The sequence below is a fragment of the Acidisoma sp. genome, assembly GCF_035492295.1.
In the GTDB taxonomy this organism is placed as follows: domain Bacteria; phylum Pseudomonadota; class Alphaproteobacteria; order Acetobacterales; family Acetobacteraceae; genus Acidisoma.
Genome location: NZ_DATJJK010000099.1, coordinates 20,044 through 37,257 on the forward strand (window position 1 = coordinate 20,044; position 17,214 = coordinate 37,257).

The window sequence follows — 17,214 nt, forward strand, 5'->3', positions numbered from 1 at the left end:
ATGACCCGCGCATGAAGAAGGAAATCACGCGGAGCGGGGTTTTCACCCGCCGGGCGCTTCTCGTCGCCGGCGGGGAGATCGCGGTATTCGGTCTCCTGGGTGCCAAGCTTTACCAGATGCAGGTTGTGGACGGCGCCAAATACACGGCGATGGCCCACGGCAATTCGGTCAGCGTTCGCCTGCTGCCCGCGTCTCGCGGCCGCATTTTCGATCGCTTCGGCGCGGCGCTTGCGACCAACAGGCAGAACTGGCGCGCGCTTCTGATGGTGGAGCAGACGAACGACGCGCCCTCGGTGCTGGACGCCTTCTCCAAGCTCATTCCGCTCTCCGACAGCGAGCGCGCGCGCATCCTGCGCGAGTTGCGCACGCATCAGCGTTACGTCCCTGTGATGCTGCAGGATTTCCTGACCTGGGAGCAGATGGCGCTGATCGAAGTGAACGCACCGAACCTCCCAGGCGTGCTGATCGATGTCGGCTCCACCCGCCTCTACCCGACTGATGAACTCCTCGCCCATGTCGTGGGCTATGTGGCTCCGCCGCATGATGCCGACGTGAAGGCGGACCCGACGCTGGCGATGCCGGGCATGCGCGTCGGCCGCACCGGTGTCGAGGGCTTCAACGACCTGATGTTACGCGGCCATGCCGGCGCCCAGCAGCTCGAGGTCAACGCCCTCGGTCGGGTGATCCGCGAACTCGACCGGCAGGAGGGGACGCCCGGCACCGATATCGGGCTCAGCATCGACGTTAGCCTGCAGCAGGCGACGGCGAACCACCTGGCCGGGTTGAGCGCCAGCGCCGTGGTCATGGACCCACGCAACGGCGAAGTGCTTGCCATGGTCAGCCAGCCGAGCTTCGACCCGAGCCTCTTCGATTCCGGTGTCAGCAATACTCAATGGCAGGCCTGGATGAACGATCCGCGCAAACCGCTGCTGAACAAGGCGGCGGCGGGCCTCTATCCGCCGGGCTCCACCTTCAAGCCCGTCACCGCCATGGCGGGGCTGAGTTCCGGTGCCATTTCCCCTGAAGAGCGTCTCAACTGCCCCGGCTATTTTGACCTCGGCAATGCCCGCTTTTACTGTTGGCGGAAATGGGGCCACGGGATGCAGGACGTGAAGACGGCGCTGAAGAACAGCTGCGACGTCTTCTTCTACCAGGTGGCGCTGCGGACCGGCATCGACCCCCTCGCCTCCTACGCCAAACGCTTCGGCATCGGCGCCGATATCGGCATGGACCTCACCAACGTGTCCGACGGCTTCATGCCGACGAAGGAATGGCGGCTGCGGCAGCACAAGACATGGCCGCTCGGCGATACGGTGGTGAGCGGCATCGGCCAGGGCTATATTCTGGCGACGCCGCTTTCGCTTGCGACCCTGTGCTCGCGGGTGGCCACCGGGCGCGCGGTGAGCCCGCATGTCGCGCGGCGTCACGGCGGCGTTCTGCAAACCGGCTCGGCCGCCGATGATTGGGGTGCGATGAGTCTGTCCAACCACTATCTCTCCATCGTGCGCCAAGGCATGTTGGAGGTGGTGAACGCCCCGGACGGCACCGCGAAAATCGCCAAGCTTCCGCTGCCGGACGTGCAGATGGCCGGCAAGACCGGCAGCGCCCAGGTGATCCGTGTCAGCCGCGCTCAGCGCGAGCGGGGTTTCAACTCGATGAACCTGCCTTGGGCATTGCGCCCGCATGCCCTCTTCATCGGCTTCGCACCCTTCGACGCGCCGCGCTATGCGGTTGCGGTCGTGGTCGAACACGGCAATGCCGGCGCCGATGCCGCTGGCCCCGTGGCGCGGGACATCATGATGGACGCGCTGACGCTGGACCCCGCCGGGCGCGACCTGCCGTTGAAGCCGCCACCCGCCCCACCCCTGCAAAGCTCGTGAGGCCGCCCGCATGATGGAACGGCGCCTCTGGCGCGAAGGCTCCCTCGGCGTCGCCGGCAAGGTCTGGCAGACGAACTGGTTCTTCGCCCTCCTCGTCTGCTGCCTCGCGGCCGTGGGCTATATGGCGCTCTATGCGGCGGCCGGCGGTTCGCCCGAACCCTATGCGCAGAAGCAGCTCGTCCGATTCCTCATCGGCCTCGTCCTCATGCTGGGGATTGCGATGATCGATATCCGGGTCATCGCCAAATGGTCCTGGTGGTTCTACGCGCTGGGCATTGTCCTGCTGCTCGTCGTCGCCAAATTCGGCCATGTCGGCAAAGGCGCGCAGCGCTGGATCGCCGTTGGCGGCTTTCAGCTGCAGCCGAGCGAACTCATGAAGATCTTCCTCGTGCTCGGTCTCGCCCGTTGGTTTCACAAGGCAAGCTATGAGCAAGTGGGGCGCCTGCGCTTCCTGATCGTGCCGGTGATCGCCGTGCTCGTGCCCGTCGGCCTGATCCTGAAAGAGCCCAATCTCGGCACCGCGCTGATCACCGGCGCGATCGGCGCGGCGATCTTCCTGGCCGCCGGGGTGCGCTGGTGGAAATTCGCGGTCGTCATCATCGGGATAGGGGCGGCGCTGCCGGTCGCCTATCACCACCTGCACGATTATCAGCGCCAGCGCATCCTGACCTTCATGCATCCCGAGCGTGATCCGTTAGGCACCGGCTACAACATCATGCAGTCGAAGATCGCGCTCGGCTCCGGCGGCATGTGGGGCCGCGGCTTCCTCCACGGCACCCAGAGCAATCTCGATTTCCTGCCCGAGAAGCAGACCGACTTCATCTTCGACGTGGTCGCCGAACAATTCGGCCTCGTCGGCAGCCTCTCGGTTCTGGGCCTTCTGCTTGTCATCGTGCTGACAGGCATGCTGATCGCCATGCGATGTCGACACCAATTCGGGCGGCTGGTGGCGCTCGGCATCAGCGTCGACCTCTTCCTCTATGTCTTCGTCAACATCGCCATGGTCATGGGTGCGATCCCGGTGGGCGGCGTGCCGTTGCCACTGATCTCCTATGGCGGATCAGTGCTGATCACCGCGATGATTGCCTTCGGGCTGCTCATGTCCGTCCATGTCCATCGGGACGTGGAATTCTCCGACGACGGGCACTGACGCGCGCGTGTCAGTCACGGTTCAGATTGAATCGCTGCCGCGATGCACTCTGAACCGATCGGGCCCTCTCACTCCCCCGTCTCATAGCGGGCCCGCCAGGCGGCCTTGATCGGGCTCTCCTGCCGGGCGATGGGAAGCGCGGCCAAATCGGCCCGGAGGCCGGGAAGGCCGAGCCAATCTCCGATCTCGGCCACCATGGCCTCGGGTGCTGCCTCAACCTGCTCGTAGGCGATGTGCTTCGGTGTGATGCCGTTGCTCGCGAAAAAGCGATAGAAGCCGAAATTCTGCTGCGCGATCAGCGCCTGCTGCTCGACAAGGATGCGCCGATCATAGACCAGCGCCTCGTCGCCCATCCGACGGCTGTGGCGGGAGGTCCATTGCTGCGTCTGGATGGCGACGAGAAGCGAGATCGCCTGTGCCAGCTTGTCCTGCCGCTCGACGAGCAGAAACCGCGCGCGGTCGCCGATCTGGTCGAGCAGACCCGTTTCGGTCAGCATGAGCAGCTGTTCGAGCCCTAGTTTGGAGAAGAAGATCCCGCCCTGGGCGAGCCGCTTGCACAGGAATTCGACATAGGCCGGAAAGGAAGGAAGCCTCTGGGCGCGAACATGCTCGGCAATGGTCTCGCCATTGAAGACCTCCTCGGCCCGGTTCAGCGCGCCGGTCGAGGCGAGCAACTCGGCAAGATAGTTCGAGCCGCAGCGATTGGTGAAGCAAAGGAAAACAAAGCGGAGTGCGGGATCGGGCGCTGCCGCCGGCGCATCCGGGATGAAGAGGCCGGTGATCGCCGCACGGTGGTAGCGCTCAAGCCCCGCCAGCGCCTGCGGCACGGCAAAGCGGCGTTCAGCGGCCATGGCCAGACTCAGATCGTGGAATTAGAAGGACACGGTGCATAGCGCCATCATGCGCAGGGACCGAAAATTTTGAAATCATCCGCCTGGCTCGATCAGATCGGAGGCCGCCTTTCCGATCAACTCCGCTTCCTTCTGGAAGCCGACCGCCTGAAGGGCGTGATCAGACTTAACCACATCGCGGACGGGTCGCGGCGTGAGAATACCGCCGAACATTCCTGGCATCTCGCCCTCTTCGCCATGGTGCTTCAGGATTACGCCGTGGCGCCGGTGGACATCTGGCGCGTGGTGCAGATGCTGGTTCTCCATGATCTGGTGGAGATCGAAGCGGGCGACACGCCGCTGCATCTGACGCTCACCGACCACGGACAGGCCGCACGCGAACAGGCGGCGGCGGATATCCTGTTCGGCATGCTGCCTGCGGATCAGGGCGAGGCCTTTCGCGCCATCTGGGAGGAATTCGAGGCGGCGGAAAGTGCCGACGCACGTTTCGCCAAGGCCTGTGACCGGCTGCAGCCGATCCTGCTTAATCATGTCGTGGGTGGCGGTACCTGGGGCGTGCGGCCGGACTTCAACATCGACATGGAGAAGCAGCTGACACGCCGGATCGAGCACGGCTCACCCACGCTCTGGGCGGCAGCCGAGGTGGTCTTTGCGGATGCCGTCGCCTGCGGCTGGTTGAAGCCTGCCCCCGCCCCCGCCGCCGAAGGCTAAAGTCGCCGGAACATCACCAGCGCGTCGACGAGGCCCGCGGCCGGGTGATCGAAGGCCTCCGGCAGGCGGCAGAGCGTCTCGAAGCCGAGACTGGCCCAGAGATGCACGGCCGCTTCGTTGGTGCTCACCACGAAGTTGAACTGCATGGCACGGAACCCGCGCGCCTTGGCATGAGCAAGCGCGAAATGGCCCATGGCGCGGGCGACGCCGCGCCCGGAAGCATGGGCGGCCGTGGCAAAGCCGGCATTCGCAACATGGGCACCCCCGCCCTGCTGGTTCGCCTGAAGGTAGAAGGTGCCGAGCGCCTTCCCCTCTTCCTCCGCCACGAACACCTCATGCGCGTCGAGAAACCAGTAGGCGAGCGCCTGCGCCGCTGACCAGTCGCGGGGGAGCGCATAGGTCTCCCCCGCCGCAACGATCGGCCCGATGATGGTCCAGACCGCCTGCCTGTCGGTAGCGAGCGCCGGACGGATGGCAAGCGCGGCCGTCATTCAGCCGCCCGCGCCGTCGAGCGCCTGGGTCAGATCCTCGATCAGATCCAACGGATCCTCGAGCCCGATGGAAAGGCGCACGACCCCCGGACCGATGCCGAGACGCGCCCGCTCATCCACCGCGACCCGCATATGCGTCGTCGTCTCCGGATGGGTGATGAGGGACTTCGAATCGCCCAGATTGTTGGAGACCGCGATCAGCCGCAGGCGATTGAGCACGGCGAAGGCCGCCTGTTTCGAGCCGAGATCGAAGGTGACGAGCGTGCCGCCCGCTGTCATCTGGCGCATCGCGAGTTCGCGCTGCGGATGACTCTCGAGCGTCGGATACCAGGTACGGGAGACCCTCGGGTGACGTTCCAGGAAGCGGGCAACCGCTTCCGCCGAACGGCAGGCAGCGTCGACGCGGAGCGACAGCGTCTCCAACCCCTTCAGCAACAGCCACGCATTGAAGGGTGAGAGGGCGGGGCCGGTATTGCGCGTGAAGGGCTGCAGCACTTCCTCGACCCATTTCTTGGAGCCGAGCACGGCGCCGCCGAGCACGCGGCCCTGGCCGTCGATATGCTTGGTGCAGGAATAGACGACGACATCCGCCCCCATCTCCATCGGCTTTTGCAGGAGGGGCGTCGCGAAGACATTGTCGACCACCACGATCGCGCCTGCGGCATGGGCGAGATCGGCGACGGCCTTGAGATCGAGGATGTCGAGCATCGGGTTGGAGGGCGTTTCCAGCAGCACGAGATCGGTCTTGGAGCCCAGCGCCTCCTTCCAGGCCGCAAGATCGCCGCCATCCACGAAAAGGGTCTCGATGCCGTAGCGCGGCAGAAGAGTGGAGACGATCCAGTGGCAGGAACCGAAGAGCGCGCGGGAAGCCACGACACGGTCGCCCGTCTTCAGGTGACTGAGAAGGGCGGCGGAAACCGCCGCCATGCCCGTGGCCGTCGCGCGGCAGGCTTCCGCCCCTTCCAGCATCGCCAGCCGGCTCTCCAGCATTTGGACCGTCGGATTGCCGAAGCGGGAATACTGAAAATGCTCGACCTCACCGAGGAAGGTCTGCTCGGCCTGTTCGGCGCTGTCATAGACGAAGCCGGAGGTGAGAAAGAGCGCTTCGCTCGTTTCCCCAAAATTGCTGCGGATCGTCCCGCCATGAACGAGAAGGCTGGCAGGACGAAGGGATTTAGACGGATTAGTCATGGCAAAGGGCCTCTCTTCGAGAAACCCGGCCGTGGATGCAGCAGGGCATAACGCCCCCACTGGCCTCTTTAGCGCGCTTCTTTCACCTCGCCGCAATCCGGCCGGACAAATCACGAGGGGCACGCGGTGCCGCGAGATGCATAGGCCGGGCCTTGCCGCCGCGTCAACGCCGGGTGGATCAGGGGAGCTTTTCAAACCGGGCGTGGGCAGCTATGAACGGTTCCCGGGCGCACACGCGGGTATGGTGTAATGGTAGCTCGTCAGCTTCCCAAGCTGAATGCGCGGGTTCGATTCCCGCTACCCGCTCCAAAATCCTGTTCGGCAGCGGCCACCAAAGATTGAAAAATCCCCAAATTTTCTTTATCTTTCAGTGGTTACTAGTTGCTAGTGATCGCCCTTGTCCGCCTGCAATCGCCAAAGATGGGGGCCTAAATTGGGGGCCTCAAAGGGCCCCTCTCGATGCGAGGCCCCCAAATGGTGCTAACAGATACGGCGATCCGTAACGCCAAGCCCAAGGACAACAAGCCATACAAGGTGGCCGACTCGCAGGGACTGTATCTCCTCGTCAACCCGACTGGGAGCAAACTTTGGCGTGTGAAATATCGCATGAACGGGGTGGAGCGTAAGCTGGCGCTGGGGGCGTACCCCGAAATTACGCTAGCCGAAGCGCGGGCTGCACGCGACGCAGCGCGGAAGCAGTTGGCCCATACCATTGATCCCAATGCCGCCAAACGGCAAGCGCGGATCGAGGCGAACATTCGAGCGGGAAACAGCTTTGCCAGCGTGGCCGAGGAACTGATTAACAAGAAGGGACGAGAGGGGCGAGCCGCCACGACGCTGGAGAAACAGCGTTGGCTGTTGAAATTGCTTGGGACGGATTTCGGAAAGCGGCCGGTCGCCGAAATTGCGCCCCAGGAATTGCTCCATGAGCTGAGAAAACACGAACGACGCGGGCGGTTGGAGACGGCCAAGCAGCTCCGCGCCTTCGCGGGGCAGGTTTTCCGCTACGCGGCAGCCACGGCACGAGCGGAACGCGACCCGGCACAGCTCCTACAAGGGGCACTGATTTCACCAAGGATCCGACATTTCGCAGCAATTACCGACCCGTCGGAGTTTGGCGCGCTTTTGCGGGCGATAGACGACTATCAGGGAGACCCTGCCGTCATTTTTGCCTTGAGGCTCACCCCGCACGTCTTCCAAAGACCAGGCGAGATACGCCAAATGGAATGGTCGGAGGTCAACTTCGAGAAGGCCATCTGGGAATTGCCCTCGGCCAAGATGAAAAAGCGTGAACCCCACACGGTACCGTTGTCGAAGCAGGCCGTGGTGATCCTCCGTGAGATGCGCAGCCTGTCAGGATCAGGGCGATATGTGTTTCCCTCTGTGCGCACGAGGGCAAGGCCGATCAGCGACAATACGGTCAATGCAGCGTTGCGACGTATGGGATATTCTAAGGACCAGATGACGGCGCATGGGTTCCGTACCTCGGCGTCATCTCTGCTCAACGAATCGGGAAAATGGAACCCAGATGCGATCGAACGCGCGCTAGCTCACATGGTCCCCGGTATCATTCGGCGCATCTACAACCAATCCGTTTATTGGGGCGAACGAGTGGAGATGGCCCAGTGGTGGAGCGACTACCTTGAGGAGTTACGGCGGGGAGGCAATGCGCCCAACCATCTCGGACAGCAAAACGCCAAGGCAGCCTGTCGTATCCAACAGAAGGTCACGGTTGACCGCTGAGTATGAGCGGATAATCCAGTCTCTTACGCATTTTTGGGCTCAAGGTGTGCCCGAAGCGAACTTACTGAGACCAATCTACGCCGACCAACAGTGATCGTGTCGATGTAGCCAGCTCCAATCAGCTCGTACAACTTCGTTCGCCCCAGGCCAGTTGCATCACATGCTTCAGAAATGGTGCATGTCAGGCGTTGCGAGAATGGAATCGTGGTGCTGGACGACGCTAAAATTGTCCCGGTAGGTTGGTTGACTTGCGAACTACTGTCCAATTTTGACAGAATGCGGCGCATGTTGTTTCCCTTCAGCTGATGCTATCTGATGGAGGGTCTCGTCTTTTGATCCGTGAAATCGTCTAAGCCTCCGTCATTTGCCGTGGCCTGACTTTAGTCGGTTCCAAACGAGCTGTGCCAAGCTGCCGTCGTCGGAGGGGAACAGGACAGCGGTGATCCGCTGGCTCAGACTGGGATCGTCGAGCTTGACGCGCAGATAACCTTTTGAATTGTCGCCGCGTGATCTTGCCTCCCAAGCGTCTCCGATATGAAACTTCCCAACAAATACGCGGAACACTGGTGCGTTGTCACCGGTACGATTGTCGTTGGGCACAAGGCGCAGCTCTGCATTGATCGTGAGCGTCTGAATGCTGCCGGTCCAGCCGCCATCCTTGGCGGGCGTGAATATTCCGATCGTTGGCATGATGTTTCTCGTTTTCAGTCTGTGATTGATGATGGCTCGAGCGCAGCGCTCTTCCGACGCCGACCGCCGCGCGGAGTCGCGGGTTCCGCGGATACTGCTTCGTCGATGACGCTCTTGCGTGCCTTGGCAAAACCGCGGTCGCTATCGAGGAAGACACCAAGCATGAACGGGATCAATTCGGCGAGGGATTCGGCCTCGCCGTAGGTCGCACGGTAGATGCCAGCATATTGGCGCAGCGCCTGATGCAATTCCGGTGGCATGGTGATCGTGATCTTGACCGGGGTGCGGTCGGGCAGCTTCGCAAGTTTCAATTCGGGCATTGGAATTCCTTATTCCGGGTTTGTCATCCCTGATAGGGTCGCAATGTGAGGTCCTTGTGGACGATCACGCGCAGCGGCCATCCGGGACGCACAATGATCGTGGGTTGGATGTTGAGGTCCTTCTCGACGATACGCTGTCCGGCCTGGTTGGTGCTTTCCTGGGCAGATTCCTGGATCGCCTCGACGAGATCGTTGTTGTCACTGCCGAAGGTGGCCTGGGTGCCGACACCGAGCAGCGTCGACATCGCAATGCCCTTCAAGAGCGTCCAGGTGTGATAATCGACCTGATCCTTCAGCCCGGAATAACCGGCGGCATCGGTCGCCGGCAGGTTGTCGATCTGGATCGAGGAGCCGTCCGGCATGACAATGCGCTGCCAGGCGACCAGGGCGCGAGACTGACCGAAGGCGACGACGCTGTCGTAACTGCCGATCAGGCGCGACCCTTGCGGGATCAGTAGGTAGCGCCCGGTCACCGTGTCATAGACATTCTCGGTCACTTGTGCCGTGACCTCGCCGGGCAGGTCGGAGTTCAGGCCGGTGAGCAGGCTGGCGGCGATCACCGTGCCGGCCAGAACTTCATAGGGCGAAGCGGGCGTTTGCAGGGCATGGTCGTTGTAGATGTCCTTGGCCGATGCCTGGTTCACGAAATCCATCTTGCGCTGCTGATCGTTCTGGTCACTGGCGAGATTCAGGTTCAGATGGCCGGCGTCTGCTCCGGACGAGCCAGCGGCAACCGGCGCCAACGTGACACCAACACCGGTAGCAGCATTGTCCGATGCACCACCTGCCGAACCCGCGATCGCGCCTCCGCCATTGCCGGGCGCCTGGTTCAGCTGGAAGAACACCCCGGCTTCCCGCGCCTGTTCGGCCTGTTGCGCCAGCCGTTCCTGTTCCGCACGTTCGGCCTCATCATTGGAGTTCGCGGCAACCGGGTTGAGGCCGAGCTGTCGCTCCCGTCGGACGATCCCGGGCCCAAGGTCGCCGGGCAGCGGTGGTCCCAGCTGCGGCTTGGGTTTGGGAATCTCACCGTAATTGCTTGGCAGCGAGGCCAGATCATCGGGTTTGGCCTTGTTTCCGGTATCCAGAAGGTTGGCCTCGCTGCCGCTGGTGAAGTGAGCGCCCTTTAGCGCCACCCAGGCGACACCGGCGACAGCCATGCAACTGATGGCAGCGATACCGATGAGCAGACGACGCTTGAAGCGGACAACGCGGCGTGGCGACGCCTTCAGCACCACGGATTCGGGATCGTGTTTCGGGGGGATGGGCTCACTCATGCCCCCCCTCCTGACGAACCCGAACTGGTGGCCGATGCGACCGCATCGGTGCGGCTGATCCGCACCACCTGCTGCGGCGTCTCGCCGAGACGCAGCTCGGCGGCAGCGAAGAGCCGGTCTACGATGTAGTAATTGCCGCGGACCCGGTAATTGACGAGCTGATCGTCGCCCCGCGCGCCCACCACGAAAAGCGGGGGCATCTCACCCTGGCCGATCCCGGAGGGGAATTCGATATAGACCTCGCTGCCGTCGTCGAAAACACGCACCGGCCTCCAGGGTGGATTATCACCTGTAATCCTGTAGCGGAAATGCAGATCCGAGAGCGCCACGCCATCGGCGATGGGAGCCGCGGCATTGGCCTGGCTGTTCTGCTGCTGGAGGGCGAGCAGCTGATCATCCGGATAGGTCCAGGAGATCGCGGCCATCGCGGTCCGGTCGGTGCTGACCAACTCGAGATGATAGCTGCGCCGGTCGGTCATGATGATGAGGTTCGTCGTCAATCCCGGCGCGAAGGGCTTGACCAGGATATGCACCTGCTTATCCGCGCCGGTACCGCTGCTGGTATTGCCGACAACCCAGCGCACCGTATCGCCCGCCGCGACAGAAACGAGTTTCTCCGCCGGCTGAAGCGCGATATCCGTCACCTGCTCCGGGGCGGCATAGAGGCGGTAGAGCGCGCCTTCGGTGAAGGGGTAGACCTGGATGGCGTTGACATAACCATGCGCCGTCGGCTCCTGGAGCGCGGCCTTATTGGCGGCCGCGACCCGCTGCGTCGGCGCCAGCTTGTCGGTGCTCCCCTCCGCCGACGGCGGCGGCATGAGCTGGCCGGGCAAGGGCAAGGGCTGCGGCACGGTGACGATCTGCACCGGCTTTGGCGGATCAGGAATCACCGTCGCCTGATGGAAATCCCCATTATCATAGCTGATGGCCGGCGGTGAGACTTTGCCGGCACAGGCGGCAAGCATCAGCGCCGGCAATGAGATGATGAACACGGAACGAATGGGATGCATGGCGCGATCTCCTGTCATGGGGAGGTGCCGGGATCGAGTTCGCGCGACCAGGCGATGTCGGTGACGTAAAGGCCGAGCGGATTGACCCGCAGCACCTCAGCGGTCCGAGGCGGCGCGATGGCGATGGTGAGAATCGCGGTCCAGCGCTCTGTCGAGGCGAGGCTATCCTGCCGGTAGGTCTGCTCAGTCCATTTCACCTGGAAGGAGCGATCCGAGGCACGGACGACGTTGGTCACCTCGACGGAAACGCTGCGGTCGCCGATGGCCTTGAACGGATCGTTAGCGCGCGCGTAGTCGTTGAGGAAAGCCGCCGCATGGCGGCCGGCGAAGGCATAGGCTTCGAGCCAGTCCCGTCGCACCAGCACCGGATCGGTCGGCAGCGAGCGGACATTGGTGATGAAGCGCGCCAGAAACCAGGCGATCTGGGCATCCCTCGGCTGGTAATGCCGGATCGCGGGTGCCACGGCCTGCACCTCGCCGAGCTTGTCCACCTCGACAACGAAGGGCGTGACGCGGCTCTGTGCCGAGAGCCAGATGAGACCGCCGGCGAGACCACCCGAAAGCGTCAGGCAGCCGAAGGCCATGAGGCGCCAGTTCTTCGCCTGAACGCGGGCCGTGCCGATCCGTTCGTCCCAGAGCTGCCCGGCACGCTGATAGGGTGTCTCCGGCTCCGGCGTGCGGCCGTAGCGCTGAAGCGAGCGCTTAAAGAGCATGGATCATTCCTCCTCTTCATTGAGATCGGGATTGGCGGGCGCACCGGGCCGGTCGCCGTCCTTGATCGCCTGGGAAGTGGCCTGACGGTGGTGACGGGCATGCTGCTTGGTCTGCATCCGCCGCGCCCAGGCCGGTGGGTTGGACGTGCCGCTATCGCCGGTATTCGCGGATGTGCCACTCCCTCCCGCACCACCCGACGGCCCGGCGTCGTCTTGGCCGTGCCAGGCCCGCCAAGCCGCCTCCCGTCCGGATTGCGCGCTTTGGGAGAGGGACGCGCCGGCCCGCTGCATGACAGACCGGCCAGCCTGCATGGCGACTCCGCCTCCGGCCCGCGCCACGCCGCCGAGACCGGCGGCAACACCGGCCGTGCCCGAGGCGCCGGACGCGGCCTGGCCGAAGCCATAAGCCGCGGACGCGGCGGCACCCATGGAGGTACCGGCACGAATAGCGGCAAGCCCGCCCGATCCCGCGACGCCCAACAGACGCGCGCTATCCATCACGGCACCGCCGGTCAGCATGGCCGCTCCGGCAACGGCGCCCGCCGTGCCGATCGCCGCCCCAGCACCAAGCTGCGGCGCGCCGGAGACCAGCCCGGTCGCGATGGCGGGCCCGAAGATGCCGAGCCCGACCATGGCGATTGCCGCCAGCACAAGCGCCATGGCGCCGGCAATGGTGGGAGACTGCGCCGATGCGGCACTGGTGAAGGTCGAGAACAGCGTGTCGCCGATACCGATGATGACGGCCAGGACCATGACCTTGACGCCGGAAGAGACGACATTGCCCAGCACGCGCTCGGCGAGGAAAGAGGTCTTGTTCCAGAAGGCGAAGGGGACCAGCACGAAGCCGGCGAGTGCCGTCAGCTTGTATTCGAGCACGGTGATGAAGAGCTGCACCGCCAGGATAAAGAAGCTGATCACGACGATGAACCAGGCGATCAGCAGCACGACGATGATGACGAGATGGGTGAAAACGCTGGCAAAGCCGATCAGCGAACCGGCTTGCTGCAGAAGCGGCCAGGCCGCGGTGAAGCCGGTTCCCGCGATCTTGCCCGGCAGCAGCAGATCGGCGGCGGTGAGCCCGGTTACGGTCGCGTTCAACCCCAGCGTCGAGAAGGAGTTGAACACGACGGTGGTCAGGTTCTGGTAGTTGTCGATGATATAGGCGAAGGCGCCGATATAGAGAGTTTTCTTGATCAGCCGCGCGAGCACGTCGCCGTCGCGATCCAGCACCCAGAAGAGACCGGCAAGTGTGATGTCGATGCCGATCAGGATGGAGCTAAGCGAAACGACATCGCCATTCAGCAGCCCGAACCCGCTATCGATATAGCTGGTGAAAGTCTTCATGAACTGGTCGATGATATTGAGATTATCCATGGCGGCCTCGTATCGGCGTTCCGGTCATCGTTACGGGTTGTAGGCGTTGTCACTGCCGAGGAAGGTGGTCAGCGCCGCCTGTCCTTCCTGCTCGGCCTGCGCCTCATTGGCGCCTTGCACCGCCTCCGCCCGGCCCTGTGTTGCCAGCAATGTCTGCAACTGCAATTGCTGCTTGATGGAGAGCGCCAGCAATTGATTGGTCGCCTGGCTCACGGCGAGATTGCCGGTCGCGGCCTGCGAGGCATCCACCAAGGTCGAGAGTTTTTTTGAGTCCGATTGCACCGTCTGCGCAATCTGCGATTGCACGGTCATCGTCTGCTGGAAGGCATCGCGCGCATTCTGCCAGCGCGTCTGCGCATTGCTCAGCAGGCTGGAGATGCTGGTGCCGGCGCTGTAGTTTTGCGGATAGAGCTGATTGAACGCGGCCTCGACGGATTGCACCTGGAAGCTGATGCCCTGCGCCTGGTTCATGAGGTCGCCAATCTGAGTCAGATCGCTGGTGATGCCGGACAAGGACGAGACATTCAGGCTGGTGAGATTCCTCGTCTCGTTCTCCAGCATGGTGGCTTCGTTCTGAAGTGAGGCAATCTGGTTATTGATCTGTTGCAGCAGCCGTGCGGCCTCGATAACATTTTGCGCGAGGTTGGCTGCATCGATCACTGGCACCGCTGCCCACACCGGTTGAGGAACGGCAAGTGCCGTGGACGCCGCGAGGACGAGTGCTGCGGCACCGGCTCGAAGGGCATGGGTTCTCATGGCAGGTTTCCCTGTCGGGATGGAAAGCGGCCGAGCAGATCCGCAGCCCAATCGAGATCGGGACTGCGAAGAAACTCAGCCGCGAAATCCTCCGGCCTATGCTCGGCGAGTATATGGTCGATGCGCTGCTGGTCGGCAGGGGACGATGCACCGCAGAGCGCCAATGCAATCGGGCCCAGCCCCAGCTCGAATAGCCGGTTGCCGCGGCGGGATTGCAGATAGTAATGCCGCTTCGGCGTGGCGCGGGCGATCAACTCGATCTGGCGCTCGTTGAGGCCGAAGCGTTCATAAGCGGCGCGGCCCTGGGGTTCGACGGCGCGATCATTCGGCAGGAAGATGCGCTGGGAGCAGGACTCGATGATGGTGGGCGCGATGGAACTATCCGCGATATCGGCCAGCGACTGCGTGGCGAAGACCACAGCGACATTCTTCTTGCGCAGCACCTTCAGCCATTCGCGGATGCGCGCGGCAAACAACGGATTGTCCAGATAGACCCAGGCTTCGTCGAGAATTAGCAGGGTCGGCCGGCCGTCGAAGCGATCCTCCAGCCGATGGAACAGATAGCTCAGCACCGGCAGGATCGCGGCGGCCTCGTGCATCAGATCCTCGGTCTCGAAGCACTGCACCTCGGCGAGTGCCAAGCTGTTCTCGGCGGCATCGAGAAGCCGGCCGAAGGGACCGTCCAGGGTGTAGGGCATCAGCGCCGCCTTCAGCGCATTCGACTGCAGCAGGACGGAGAGGCCGGTCAGCGTCCGCTCGTCGGCGGGTGCCGAGGCCAGGCTGGTCAAGGCCGACCAGACTGCTTCCTTGACCTCCGGGGTGACATTGACCCGCTCATGGGCCAGCAGACCCGAAATCCATTCGGCGGCCCAACTCCGCTCGGCGGGATCGTCGATGTTCCGCAGCGGCTGGAAAGCAAGTGAGCCATCGGAACCCAAGGCATGATGCTCGCCGCCCATGGCGAGCACGGCGGCACGCGCCGAGAAGCCCTTGTCGAAGATGTAAAGCTGGGAATGGGCGTAACGGCGGAACTGCAGGGCGAGCAGCGCCAGCAGCACGGATTTACCGGCGCCGGTCGGCCCGACGATCAGCATATGACCGACATCGCCGACATGGGTCGAGAACCGGAACGGCGTCGAGCCCCTGGTCTCGGCATGGAACAGGGCAGGACCATCCAGATGATCGTTGCGTGCGGGCCCCGCCCAGACCGAAGAAAGCGGCACCAAATGCGCCAGGTTCAGCGTGTGCACGATCGGCTGGCGGACATTGGCGTAAGGGTGCCCCGGCAAGCTGCCGAGCCAGGCCTCGACGGCGTTGAGGCCCTCACGGATGCAGGTGAAGCCGGCACCATTGATGATGCGCTCGACCGCCCGGCGTTTTTCTTCAGCATGCAGCCGGTTCTCGTCCATCACCGTGATGGTCGCCGTCAGATAGCCGAACGCGACATGATCGCCGCCCAGGGCCTGCAGCGCCTGGTCGGCATCGTGCATTTTGTTGTCGGCGTCGGAGTCGGTGAGCTGGGCCGGCTGGTTGTAGAGCACCTCGCGCATCAGCGCGGCAATGGACTTACGCTTGTTGAACCATTGCCGCCGCAACCTGGTCAGCGTCTTCGTCGCCACGGTCTTGTCGAGGGCGATGAAGCGCGTCATCCAGCGATAGGCGAAATCCTGGTGGTTCAGCGCATCGAGAATGCCGGGGCCGGTCATGCCCGGAAACCCCAGCACCGTGACGCTGCGCAGATGCTTGTCGCCCAGCATCGGCTCGATGCCACCGCTGAGCGGCGTATCGGCCAGGATGGCATCGAGATAGAGCGGCGTCTCGGGCACCGCAACCGCATGGCGCCCGGTCGAGATCGTATTGTGCAGGTAGGTCAGCGTGCCGGCATCGTCGAGCGCCTCGACCTCCGGCATGAAGCCCGCGAGCAGATCGCGCACACGCTCTGTCTCGGCGATGAAGGCGTCCAGCTCCCGACGCCAGTCCCTGCCCTTCCCCGGTTCGGCGCGTTCGAGCAGTGCTTGCTCGGCGCGGGTCACCTGATCAGGTGGGGGCCTAAAGAGCAGGGTCAGATGATAGGCGCTCTCGTAATGCGCGCGCCTACGATGAGAAAACGGCGAGGCGTCGTCATTCTCGAATGCGGCGCGGCGCTCCTCATCCACCAGCCAAGACGCAGCGTCAGGAAAGATCGAATCCGGATAGCCTGGCGCTTCGAACCGTTCCGCCTCGAAGAACAGCACCCAGCCCGATCCGAAACGGCGAAGCACATTGTTCAGCCGAGCGCAGGCGCCCACCAGCTCCGCTTCCGTGGCGCTCTCCAGGTCTGGTCCGCGGAAGCGCAGCGTGCGCTGGAAGCTGCTATCCTTATTCAGGACGACCCCGGGGGCCGCGAGCATCGCCCAGGGCAGATGATCAGCGAGCCGGTCGCCGGTGCGTCGGTATTCGGAGAGGTTCAGCATGCGAGGTATCCCCGCTGTCGGAGATGACGCACCAGCACGGGCGCAAAATCCGGATCACGCTTGGCGGCAAAGACACTGAGCGTGTGCAGCGCCATCCAGAGCAGCAACCCGGGCACCCACATCTGAAGCCCGAGCCCGAGCGCGGCGGCCAGCGTGCCGTTGACGATGGCGATGCCGCGCGGCGCGCCGCCGAGCAGGATGGGCTCGGCGAGCGCGCGATGCAGCGGCACCTCGAAACCGGAGACGCTGACACCCATCAGACCAGCGCCCCGCCGCCGAAACCAAAGAAGGAGAGAAAGAACGAGCTTGCGGAAAAGGCGATCGAGAGTCCGAAGACAATCTGGATCAGGCGGCGGAAGCCGCCGCTGGTCTCGCCGAAGGCGAGGCTGAGGCCGGTGACGATGATGATCATCACGGCGATGATCTTGGCCACAGGACCTTCGACGGATTCCAGAATATCTTCGAGCGGTGTCTCCCAGGGCATGTTCGTCCCGGAGGCATAGGCAACCCCGGCGAGCAGCGGCAGCATCGCGATGCCGGCGGCCAGGCGGCGCAGGAGCCGGCGGAGCGGAGAGGACGCGGGTGCAGACACAAGCATGGCAAACCC

General features: G+C 63.6%; 18 protein-coding genes, 1 tRNA gene and 1 riboswitch. Of the genes, 5 read left to right on the plus strand and 14 right to left on the minus strand.

The window, feature by feature from the left end; all coding sequences use genetic code 11:
• Positions 1-11: 11 nt before the first annotated feature.
• The gene (mrdA, locus tag VL752_RS06935; RefSeq protein ID WP_325353507.1) at positions 12-1,880 is read left to right on the plus strand and encodes a penicillin-binding protein 2; all 1,869 of its coding nucleotides are present in this window, start codon (positions 12-14) and stop codon (positions 1,878-1,880) included.
• A 10-nt stretch (positions 1,881-1,890) separates the two neighbouring features.
• Positions 1,891-3,030 carry a rod shape-determining protein RodA gene (gene rodA, locus VL752_RS06940; protein WP_325353509.1) on the plus strand — a complete coding sequence of 380 codons (1,140 nt, stop codon included), beginning with the start codon at positions 1,891-1,893 and terminating at the stop codon, positions 3,028-3,030.
• Between the two features lie 68 nt (positions 3,031-3,098).
• Here the strand turns inward: rodA and VL752_RS06945 are convergent, their stop codons facing one another.
• Positions 3,099-3,881 carry a Stf0 family sulfotransferase gene (locus VL752_RS06945; RefSeq protein ID WP_325353511.1) on the minus strand — a complete coding sequence of 261 codons (783 nt, stop codon included), beginning with the start codon at positions 3,879-3,881 and terminating at the stop codon, positions 3,099-3,101.
• Positions 3,882-3,950: 69 nt separating this feature from the next.
• Here VL752_RS06945 and VL752_RS06950 point away from each other — a divergent pair, with 69 nt between their 5' ends.
• Positions 3,951-4,592, plus strand: a complete 642-nt coding sequence (locus tag VL752_RS06950; RefSeq protein ID WP_325353513.1) for an HD domain-containing protein — start codon at positions 3,951-3,953, stop codon at positions 4,590-4,592.
• On the opposite strand, the gene VL752_RS06955 is transcribed toward VL752_RS06950, so the two are convergent.
• On the minus strand, positions 4,589-5,083 hold the full coding sequence (locus VL752_RS06955) for a GNAT family N-acetyltransferase (protein ID WP_325353514.1): 495 nt from the start codon (positions 5,081-5,083) through the stop codon (positions 4,589-4,591). The genes VL752_RS06950 and VL752_RS06955 overlap by 4 nt on opposite strands.
• The gene (gene metZ / locus VL752_RS06960; protein ID WP_325353516.1) at positions 5,084-6,274 is read right to left on the minus strand and encodes an O-succinylhomoserine sulfhydrylase; all 1,191 of its coding nucleotides are present in this window, start codon (positions 6,272-6,274) and stop codon (positions 5,084-5,086) included.
• Between the two features lie 47 nt (positions 6,275-6,321).
• Positions 6,322-6,401: riboswitch (SAM riboswitch) on the minus strand.
• 108 nt (positions 6,402-6,509) lie between these two features.
• Between metZ and VL752_RS06965 the strand changes: the two genes are divergently transcribed.
• Together VL752_RS06965 and VL752_RS06970 are read left to right on the plus strand one after the other, a co-directional pair.
• A tRNA-Gly gene (locus VL752_RS06965) sits at positions 6,510-6,583 on the plus strand.
• Positions 6,584-6,748: 165 nt separating this feature from the next.
• Positions 6,749-8,017, plus strand: coding sequence for a tyrosine-type recombinase/integrase (locus tag VL752_RS06970; RefSeq protein WP_325353518.1), 1,269 nt, complete (start codon positions 6,749-6,751; stop codon positions 8,015-8,017).
• 23 nt (positions 8,018-8,040) lie between these two features.
• Here the strand turns inward: VL752_RS06970 and VL752_RS22250 are convergent, their stop codons facing one another.
• The 11 genes from VL752_RS22250 to VL752_RS07020 all read right to left on the minus strand — a co-directional run bounded on the left by VL752_RS22250 (position 8,041) and on the right by VL752_RS07020 (position 17,205).
• Positions 8,041-8,304 (minus strand): helix-turn-helix domain-containing protein, encoded by a 264-nt coding sequence (locus VL752_RS22250; protein WP_408863070.1) that lies wholly within the window; start codon positions 8,302-8,304, stop codon positions 8,041-8,043.
• Between the two features lie 73 nt (positions 8,305-8,377).
• Complete coding sequence (locus tag VL752_RS06975) at positions 8,378-8,707, minus strand: DUF736 domain-containing protein (protein ID WP_325353520.1); 330 nt, start codon at positions 8,705-8,707, stop codon at positions 8,378-8,380.
• Positions 8,708-8,721: 14 nt separating this feature from the next.
• Positions 8,722-9,027 carry a DUF2274 domain-containing protein gene (locus VL752_RS06980; RefSeq protein ID WP_325353522.1) on the minus strand — a complete coding sequence of 102 codons (306 nt, stop codon included), beginning with the start codon at positions 9,025-9,027 and terminating at the stop codon, positions 8,722-8,724.
• Positions 9,028-9,050: 23 nt separating this feature from the next.
• Positions 9,051-10,301, minus strand: a complete 1,251-nt coding sequence (locus VL752_RS06985; protein WP_325353524.1) for a TrbI/VirB10 family protein — start codon at positions 10,299-10,301, stop codon at positions 9,051-9,053.
• Positions 10,298-11,311: a P-type conjugative transfer protein TrbG gene (trbG, locus tag VL752_RS06990; RefSeq protein ID WP_325353526.1), complete on the minus strand. Its 1,014-nt coding sequence runs from the start codon at positions 11,309-11,311 to the stop codon at positions 10,298-10,300. Before trbG ends, VL752_RS06985 begins: the two co-directional genes overlap by 4 nt.
• Positions 11,312-11,325: 14 nt before the next feature.
• A complete protein-coding gene (gene trbF, locus VL752_RS06995; RefSeq protein WP_325353528.1) occupies positions 11,326-12,024 on the minus strand; it encodes a conjugal transfer protein TrbF in 699 nt (232 codons plus the stop codon).
• A 3-nt stretch (positions 12,025-12,027) separates the two neighbouring features.
• Entirely contained in the window at positions 12,028-13,398 is a 1,371-nt protein-coding gene (gene trbL / locus VL752_RS07000; RefSeq protein WP_325353530.1) for a P-type conjugative transfer protein TrbL, read from the minus strand.
• 30 nt (positions 13,399-13,428) lie between these two features.
• Positions 13,429-14,154, minus strand: coding sequence for a P-type conjugative transfer protein TrbJ (gene trbJ, locus VL752_RS07005; RefSeq protein ID WP_325353532.1), 726 nt, complete (start codon positions 14,152-14,154; stop codon positions 13,429-13,431).
• Complete coding sequence (gene trbE, locus VL752_RS07010) at positions 14,151-16,607, minus strand: conjugal transfer protein TrbE (RefSeq protein ID WP_325353534.1); 2,457 nt, start codon at positions 16,605-16,607, stop codon at positions 14,151-14,153. Before trbE ends, trbJ begins: the two co-directional genes overlap by 4 nt.
• On the minus strand, positions 16,601-16,864 hold the full coding sequence (locus VL752_RS07015; protein WP_325353536.1) for a VirB3 family type IV secretion system protein: 264 nt from the start codon (positions 16,862-16,864) through the stop codon (positions 16,601-16,603). Before VL752_RS07015 ends, trbE begins: the two co-directional genes overlap by 7 nt.
• The gene (locus tag VL752_RS07020) at positions 16,864-17,205 is read right to left on the minus strand and encodes a TrbC/VirB2 family protein (RefSeq protein ID WP_325353538.1); all 342 of its coding nucleotides are present in this window, start codon (positions 17,203-17,205) and stop codon (positions 16,864-16,866) included. Before VL752_RS07020 ends, VL752_RS07015 begins: the two co-directional genes overlap by 1 nt.
• Positions 17,206-17,214 lie beyond the last annotated feature (9 nt).